Here is a 6576-nt window from a genome sequence, read left to right on the forward strand (position 1 = left end):
TTTGCGCATGTTTGATTAAAGTTTAGAACCGGAAAACATAGCCTGCACTTAAGCTCAAGCCAGTACCTCTGTCAAAATTGTCGGTAACGTCTGTAAAAATAGCGTTGAAGATTAAGGGCGTGTTTTGTAAAGGAGCAAAAGAACCGCCTACGTTCAAACTATTTCCAGTCCAGCTACTAATTAAAGATACTTGCGGCGCAACTTGTAACCCTAAACTACCAAAAATATTTACAGAATTCTCATCTGCTTCTATAGCTCCTTTGGAACGAAAAACACCACTACCAACACCTACCGAGACTGTCAAAGGCATTCTATTGTTAGGGTTATTTGGTTGTAAGTCAATGGCTTTGGTAACTACACCGTAAACGGTATCTTTTGCTCTAGTTACATCTCCCCATTTTACAGGGTTTGACCAACCTACAGCTACTGCTACTCCATTACCCAAGTATTTGTGTACCTTAAAACCGATAGAGCCACTGTCACCAAAATCAAAATCTTCAGGAGTACCGACACTAGTAAAGTTAAAGTCAAATTCAACACCTACAGATCTAATGGCGTCTCCTACTCCAAAACCAGCAGCTATGGAACCATCAACGCGATCATCATCGAAAGGGAAGTATAATCCAGCACCTACAAATGCTTGACGCCAACTTGCACCGTAACCTGTGGGAGTACCAGCACTAGAAGCTGGTGCTGCTTGCCCTCTAACTTCTGTTGTGATGGGATCGATCAACAGCTGTTGGCGCAATTTATTAGTTTCTGCAAATGTATCTTCGACTCCGGGAATATTTGTTTGCGCAATCTTCAGGCTCACACTTGGGGCTAAATTAACCAAGCCTGCCTGCGCAGGCTTTGATTTTGTAGCAAAGGCAGCAACCTGTAGACGTTCTCTCCATTGAGAAGACTGTTTTACTTTCTTTAAGGTGTCGGCGTGCTTTAACCGAAAACGATTGAATGGTTTTCTATTTTCTCTGTTTGTTACCGTATTACTACTCAGGTGCGTAATCTTTTGATGTATTGGGTATAGTTCTGGAGTTTGCTTAGGATGTTTTGGCACAAACTGGGAGGTTAAAGCTATTCGGTTTGGAATATGACGGGGAAATAAATCTTGCAGATTGCTAGTTGCAAAGGCAGAATCTACCAATATAACTGTATACACAAAGACGCTAGTCAGGGCTTTCCCGATCAAGTACATACTTTGCGCATTGAGAATTTTGATATTTGTAGTTTGATTATTAAATTTTGTGATATTCATTCTTTTTTACTGACGACAATTTTGAACTCAATCATTTGTAGTTACTGAGATTATGTAAGTAATTATTTATCTGTTGTTACGTATTTATTGCCGAACGTCTTCGGTAGAACTACGTATTAATTAGGATTTGGTGAAGAGACTATGGCAGTTTTCACTTGCATTAAATTTATTGATTCGACAAATTCTCAATTATTTGATAATTCTTAAAAAAATGTAATAAATTAATATAATAAGTAATATCTACTATCAAGCTAAATCGCAACTGAGTTTTCTTCGTTCAGCCGACAGCACATGAGGTATCAGTTATGGGTAACATCAAGTTTGTTAAAGAAGATCAAGAAGTAGTGGCGGCGGATGGTGCAAATCTCCGGCTCAAAGCTATGCAAAACGGCGTTGATATATATAAGATGCTGGGCAAAATGATGAATTGTGGGGGATATGGTCAATGCGGCTGCTGTGTGGTAGAGGTAGTTGAGGGAATGGAAAGTTTATCACCTCGTACCGATGCAGAAAACAAACTATTAAAGAAAAAGCCAGAAAATTACCGCCTTGCCTGTCAAACTGTAGTTAATGGTCCTGTTTCTGTAGTTACTAAGCCGTAAGGGGAGTTTGTGAGTGGGGGGAGTTTGTGAGTGGGGGAGCAAATCTTTTGATGTTTGACTTTTGACTTTGTGAGTCAAGACAGTGCTATTCTAAAACTGTTGAGTAGAAATTAAAGAGACTTTCTTGCCATGCAAACAAATGATCTAGGATTCGTGGCGAGCATCCTGTTCGTACTGGTTCCTGCCGTTTTTTTGATCATTCTTTACATTCAGACTGCTAGCAAAGAAAATACTAAAGACTCTTAATAGTCGGTGTATAATATAGAACCCCTGCACTTGTAGTGTAGGGGTTTTTGTTAAGCGAAGCATCTTAACTTTAACCAACTGTTCGCGCCAATAATACTGGACAAGTTGCGTTGACGCGCACGTAGTCAGACAAAGAAGCACCTAAGAGTCGATCTATATCTACTAAACTCTTAGCGATGGAGGGACGACGATCTGGAGAACCAAGTAATAATAGATCTACTTTATAATCGTCGGCTAAGCGACAAATTTCTTCACCAGGTTTACCACTGCTAGAAACACAACGAGCTTGCACACCATATTTTTTAGCTTCGGCGATCGCGTTTGCTAAAATTGGATTTTGTTCTGCACTAACTCCTGTATCTGCCGATTTACCACGCAAATCTGTATTAACATTAGCCAGAATTAACTCTCCTCCCTTTAGATCGCGTAAGAGGAATAAAGCTAATTTTAAACAATGTTTTGCCGCATCAGAGTTATCCATCGCTACCATGATCTTGTTAATTCTTTTGACATAAATGTCATCTTTTACCAGTAACATGGGGCGAGAAGACAGTTGGAAAACGTACTGACTAACTGAGTTGGACAAAATTGATTGTAGCCGCTTAAGTCCGCGTGAACCCATAATAATTAAGTCAGCTTCGATTTCGTCTGCTACTTGGCAAACTACTGATTTGGGATCTCCTTGGCGCAGAATCGAAGAAACCTTGCTAGGGTCTAAGTTGAGCTGTTGAATAGCTTTTGCCAGTATTTTACCACCTTCTTCCCATTTAGCTGTCATTGCTTCGGCAGAACTTTGATTGGGAACAACGTGTAAAACTGTAACTTTTGCGCTACTAATTGATGGAACTGCTGCTAAAGTTTTGAGCATTTCTTCAGCATGTCCCAATCCAGAAACTGCTAACAGAATCTTTTCTATCATCTTACCTGAACCTTATTTACTAAACATCCTAAGACATCTTTCAACCATTCCTGCTTCATCCAGTCGGGTAGACCTCGTTGCTGTCCACAGGCGTTAAGTTCGGATGGTACCCACCCTACTACTGATATGTTCTTCTGGTACTTGAGCCAAATTTAAAGCTGCATGTAAATCCCTGTCCTCTGTATGCCCACATGCAGGATTTAAGCAGACAAATATTCTATCAGACAGCTTTAAGTCATCATTCTTTTGTTTGCACATCCTGCATTGCTTTGAGGAGGGATACCATCGGTCTACAATATCTAACTTTGTTCCGAAAACCGGAGCCTTATATTCTAGTTGACGGCGAAACTCATAAAATCCCAAATCACTTACGGCTTTTGATAGCTTGGAATTAGCAATCATTCCCGCAACATTTAGGTCTTCTATGCGTACATGTGCATACTTTTTACATATTCTTGTTGTTGATTTATGTAAAAAGTCTTTCCGTTTATTGGCTATTCTTTGATGGCGTTTTGCTAATTTTTGGAAGTATTTCTTAGCGTTATTAGAAGTTTGGATACCCTTTTTCCGATTACCAAATTGTTTGTTTCTATTATGGTATTGGAATCTGCCTAGCTTGGCTTTCGCTTCTTTATATGGCAGAGGTGCTTCTAATGTAGTCCGATCAGAAATTGTGGCAAAAGTCTTTACACCAAGGTCAATGCCTATAGGTTCTACTATTTCATGCATTATTGGTGGTATGTGTTCTGCTTCAACAGAAAAAGAAACATACCAGCCGTCAGCTTCTTTAGAAATGGTGAAAGTTTGGGCGCAATTACTTTCTTTTAGCCGTTCTTGTAAGCGGAAAGTACCTAGTGATGGTAATTTAATTTTCTTACCAGTAGGTACTATACTTACTCCATTACAGTTGTAAACAGTAAAACTTTGCCCGTCTTTTTTGCTTTTAAATACTGGAGCTTTAGAAATTCCTTTGCGCCAATTACTAAACGCGAGTTGTAAATGCTGAAAAGCTGATTGATAAACTGTTGAACTTAGATTTAAAGTCCATTCATATTCAGGTCGCTTTTTAGTTATGTTAGTAAAGCATTTTTTTATTTCCCTAATTCGCTTAGAATCTGATGCTTTAACATCTATCGATTGCCAAAAAAGGTCTAACCCGTAGTTATAAACAAAACGGGAGAAGCCAGCATGTTGTGCTAATATGCTTTCTTCCTGTTTATTCAGTTTTAGCTTTCTTTTTACTGCAAACATCTTACTTCTTCTGTTTTGTCTACATACAATTTTACTAGATTAAACTACATATTTCAACAATAATATTGTTATTTTATTACAAATGTAACTTATGTTAAATAATGTACAAAAAAGCTGTTACTAGGAAATTACTCTGAGATTGTTTTGGTTTTTATGAAGAAGGAGTACAGACGCCTAGCCTGGGAGCCTATACGGGAGTCAGGAGTTCTTTGAGGAAAATTTTTCTTTAGGCTTAGATGACTCAAGCTTACTATTAATTCTGCCTATTTAACTTCAAAAATAGTTATTAAATTTATTAGTTGTAATCTATGTTAAAATTTTTTAATTAAAAATCAGCAAGAAATTGTAAATAAAAGTAAGATAAATTTGTAATACTTTGTCATATAATTACTAGTTAAAATATGTTATTATACATGAAAAAACTCGTTTTTAGAGATTGGTTGTAGTATTGTGGCAGTTTTGGTAATGCGATCGCATACATTCTTGAGGCACTTCCTTATTCTTTGATTGACTTGTTTTGACAATCATATTTAAATTTCTTTTACGGAATATCTTTTCTCCACTGTGTAGATTATTTATGCTGAATTAAGTGTGTAGAATACTATACTTAGGCAAATGATACAAACTATAATTATTGAGGAGTAATAAAATGGCTTTCAAACTTGCAGTATTATCAATTGATGGTGGCGGTATTAAAGGTATTGTTCCAGCAATGATTTTAGCAGAAATTGAAAGAAGAACAGAAAAACCAATATATTAGCTTTTTGACTTAATTGCAGGAACTTCAACAGGAGGTATATTGACTTTAGGTCTTACTAAACCAAATGAAGATAAAACTGGTTCTAAATTTAAAGCAACAGATTTGGTAGATTTATATAAAAATAACGGAGAAATAATTTTTCAAAGAAGAAGTCGGAAGAGTTTAGAGTCTTGGAAATCTGCTGCTTTAGCATTTGCACTTAATGTTGTAGGTGCAAGAAATATTAATCCAGAAGATTTGTTTAATAGTAAATATACTCGTAAAGGCAAAATAGACATTATTAATGAATATTTTGCCAACACGTATATGAAAGAAGCTTTGACCGAAATTTTAATTACCAGTTATGCCACAAATCTAAGATTACCACTTTTCTTTACCAGCAACATGCAAAAAGAACAGAAATATAAAAAATCGGAAAACTTTTGCATGGTATGTGAAGGATATAAAATGGGGCAAGCAGCATTGGCACCGCAGCGCCAACTTATTTTAAACCTTATGTTATTACATCTTTTAATCGCCACCCAGTCTATACATTAATTGATGGAGGAGTATTTGCGAATAATCCAACATCAATTGCCATTATAGAAGCAATGAATTCCTATAAGATAAAGACAGGAGAGGATATAGATTTACATGAGATATTAGTAGTATCTTTAGGAACAGGAAGAAAAGCAAGTAAATTGGAAATTGAAGATATAGAAAGTTGGGGACAAATAAAATGGGTATAACCGTTGATTAATATGGTTTTTAACAGTCAAAGTGAAGTTATAGATTATCAAATGGAGCAGTTATTATCAAGTAGATTAAAAACCCAGGATCAAGACGAGCAATATTATCGATTTCAACCCCAATATCCTGAAATAGATATAAAATTTGATGATCCATCGATATCTACAGATATAGTTATTGTGAATGATGATATGGATGATGCTAGCGAATTTAATATTTCAGCTTTAGTCAAAGCAGCAAATCAATATATTGAAAGCAAAGATGGTAAATTAAAATCACTATGTGAACAACTAAACACATTTAAAATCAAGCGATAAACCATGAGTTTTTTAGAAAAAGGAGAGAGTATGCCATGTTTGATGGAATCGCAAGTGGTAATGTTCGTCAGAACAAACCTACATATATTGTGCGCAGCACAACGAATCAGCGGGCAACCAACGAGGATAGTTTTCAACTTTTTTCGCTGATACCTGTAATTGGGCAACCGCTGATTACTATTCTAACTGTAGCAGATGGGATGGGTGGACACGCTCATGGAGCAGAAGTCAGCCGTGAGGCATTACGTAAAGTTAGTCTAGCTCTGTTTGAGCAGTTAACCGTTGAGCGATCGCTTAATCATTTGGAAGAAGCACCGCCAGTTGATCCCCCAAGCTTATCTCAAGCTTTGTTTAGTGCCTTAGAGCAAGCTAACGCCCATGTCAAGCGGATGGTGGAAGCGAATAATTGGGTTAAAGCAGGCAATACCTTTGCCAAATTACGAGGATGAAACAGCTGTAGAAACAGGGTGAATACGACCTAGAGAGCTAAGTCGGGC

9 protein-coding genes are annotated in these 6576 nt (G+C 37.0%); 6 read left to right on the plus strand and 3 right to left on the minus strand.

Annotated features, from left to right (window positions below):
• Positions 1-22: 22 nt before the first annotated feature.
• Positions 23-1255, minus strand: coding sequence for a hypothetical protein (locus ICL16_RS06635; RefSeq protein WP_190826070.1), 1233 nt, complete (start codon positions 1253-1255; stop codon positions 23-25).
• Between the two features lie 305 nt (positions 1256-1560).
• Here ICL16_RS06635 and ICL16_RS06640 point away from each other — a divergent pair, with 305 nt between their 5' ends.
• Both ICL16_RS06640 and psbM read left to right on the plus strand, forming a co-directional pair.
• On the plus strand, positions 1561-1857 hold the full coding sequence (locus tag ICL16_RS06640; protein WP_190826071.1) for a 2Fe-2S iron-sulfur cluster-binding protein: 297 nt from the start codon (positions 1561-1563) through the stop codon (positions 1855-1857).
• A gap of 129 nt (positions 1858-1986) precedes the next feature.
• A complete protein-coding gene (psbM, locus tag ICL16_RS06645) occupies positions 1987-2103 on the plus strand; it encodes a photosystem II reaction center protein PsbM (RefSeq protein ID WP_190826072.1) in 117 nt (38 codons plus the stop codon).
• Between the two features lie 70 nt (positions 2104-2173).
• Here psbM and ICL16_RS06650 read toward each other — a convergent pair whose 3' ends face one another.
• Positions 2174-3022 carry a universal stress protein gene (locus ICL16_RS06650; RefSeq protein WP_190826073.1) on the minus strand — a complete coding sequence of 283 codons (849 nt, stop codon included), beginning with the start codon at positions 3020-3022 and terminating at the stop codon, positions 2174-2176.
• Between the two features lie 93 nt (positions 3023-3115).
• On the minus strand, positions 3116-4273 hold the full coding sequence (locus tag ICL16_RS06655) for an RNA-guided endonuclease InsQ/TnpB family protein (RefSeq protein ID WP_190826074.1): 1158 nt from the start codon (positions 4271-4273) through the stop codon (positions 3116-3118).
• 799 nt (positions 4274-5072) lie between these two features.
• Here ICL16_RS06655 and ICL16_RS45360 point away from each other — a divergent pair.
• From ICL16_RS45360 to ICL16_RS06665, 4 genes are read left to right on the plus strand one after another with little or no spacing between them, the layout of a single operon-like run.
• A complete protein-coding gene (locus tag ICL16_RS45360; RefSeq protein ID WP_238360630.1) occupies positions 5073-5570 on the plus strand; it encodes a patatin-like phospholipase domain-containing protein in 498 nt (165 codons plus the stop codon).
• A gap of 53 nt (positions 5571-5623) precedes the next feature.
• Complete coding sequence (locus tag ICL16_RS45365; protein ID WP_238360631.1) at positions 5624-5761, plus strand: hypothetical protein; 138 nt, start codon at positions 5624-5626, stop codon at positions 5759-5761.
• Between the two features lie 12 nt (positions 5762-5773).
• On the plus strand, positions 5774-6079 hold the full coding sequence (locus ICL16_RS45370) for a patatin-like phospholipase domain-containing protein (protein ID WP_238360632.1): 306 nt from the start codon (positions 5774-5776) through the stop codon (positions 6077-6079).
• Positions 6080-6114: 35 nt separating this feature from the next.
• On the plus strand, positions 6115-6528 hold the full coding sequence (locus ICL16_RS06665; protein WP_190826075.1) for a hypothetical protein: 414 nt from the start codon (positions 6115-6117) through the stop codon (positions 6526-6528).
• The last annotated feature ends 48 nt before the right edge of the window (positions 6529-6576 follow it).

The organism is Iningainema tapete BLCC-T55, assembly GCF_014698965.1.
Taxonomy (GTDB): domain Bacteria; phylum Cyanobacteriota; class Cyanobacteriia; order Cyanobacteriales; family Nostocaceae; genus Iningainema; species Iningainema tapete.

Bases quoted from the DNA above. Each gene is read 5' to 3' on its own strand.
- ICL16_RS06635 (WP_190826070.1), bottom strand. From the start codon at position 1,255: ATGAATATCACAAAATTTAATAATCAAACTACAAATATCAAAATTCTC.
- ICL16_RS06640 (WP_190826071.1), top strand. From the start codon at position 1,561: ATGGGTAACATCAAGTTTGTTAAAGAAGATCAAGAAGTAGTGGCGGCG.
- psbM (WP_190826072.1), top strand. From the start codon at position 1,987: ATGCAAACAAATGATCTAGGATTCGTGGCGAGCATCCTGTTCGTACTG.
- ICL16_RS06650 (WP_190826073.1), bottom strand. From the start codon at position 3,022: ATGATAGAAAAGATTCTGTTAGCAGTTTCTGGATTGGGACATGCTGAA.
- ICL16_RS06655 (WP_190826074.1), bottom strand. From the start codon at position 4,273: ATGTTTGCAGTAAAAAGAAAGCTAAAACTGAATAAACAGGAAGAAAGC.
- ICL16_RS45365 (WP_238360631.1), top strand. From the start codon at position 5,624: ATGAATTCCTATAAGATAAAGACAGGAGAGGATATAGATTTACATGAG.
- ICL16_RS45370 (WP_238360632.1), top strand. From the start codon at position 5,774: ATGGTTTTTAACAGTCAAAGTGAAGTTATAGATTATCAAATGGAGCAG.
- ICL16_RS06665 (WP_190826075.1), top strand. From the start codon at position 6,115: ATGTTTGATGGAATCGCAAGTGGTAATGTTCGTCAGAACAAACCTACA.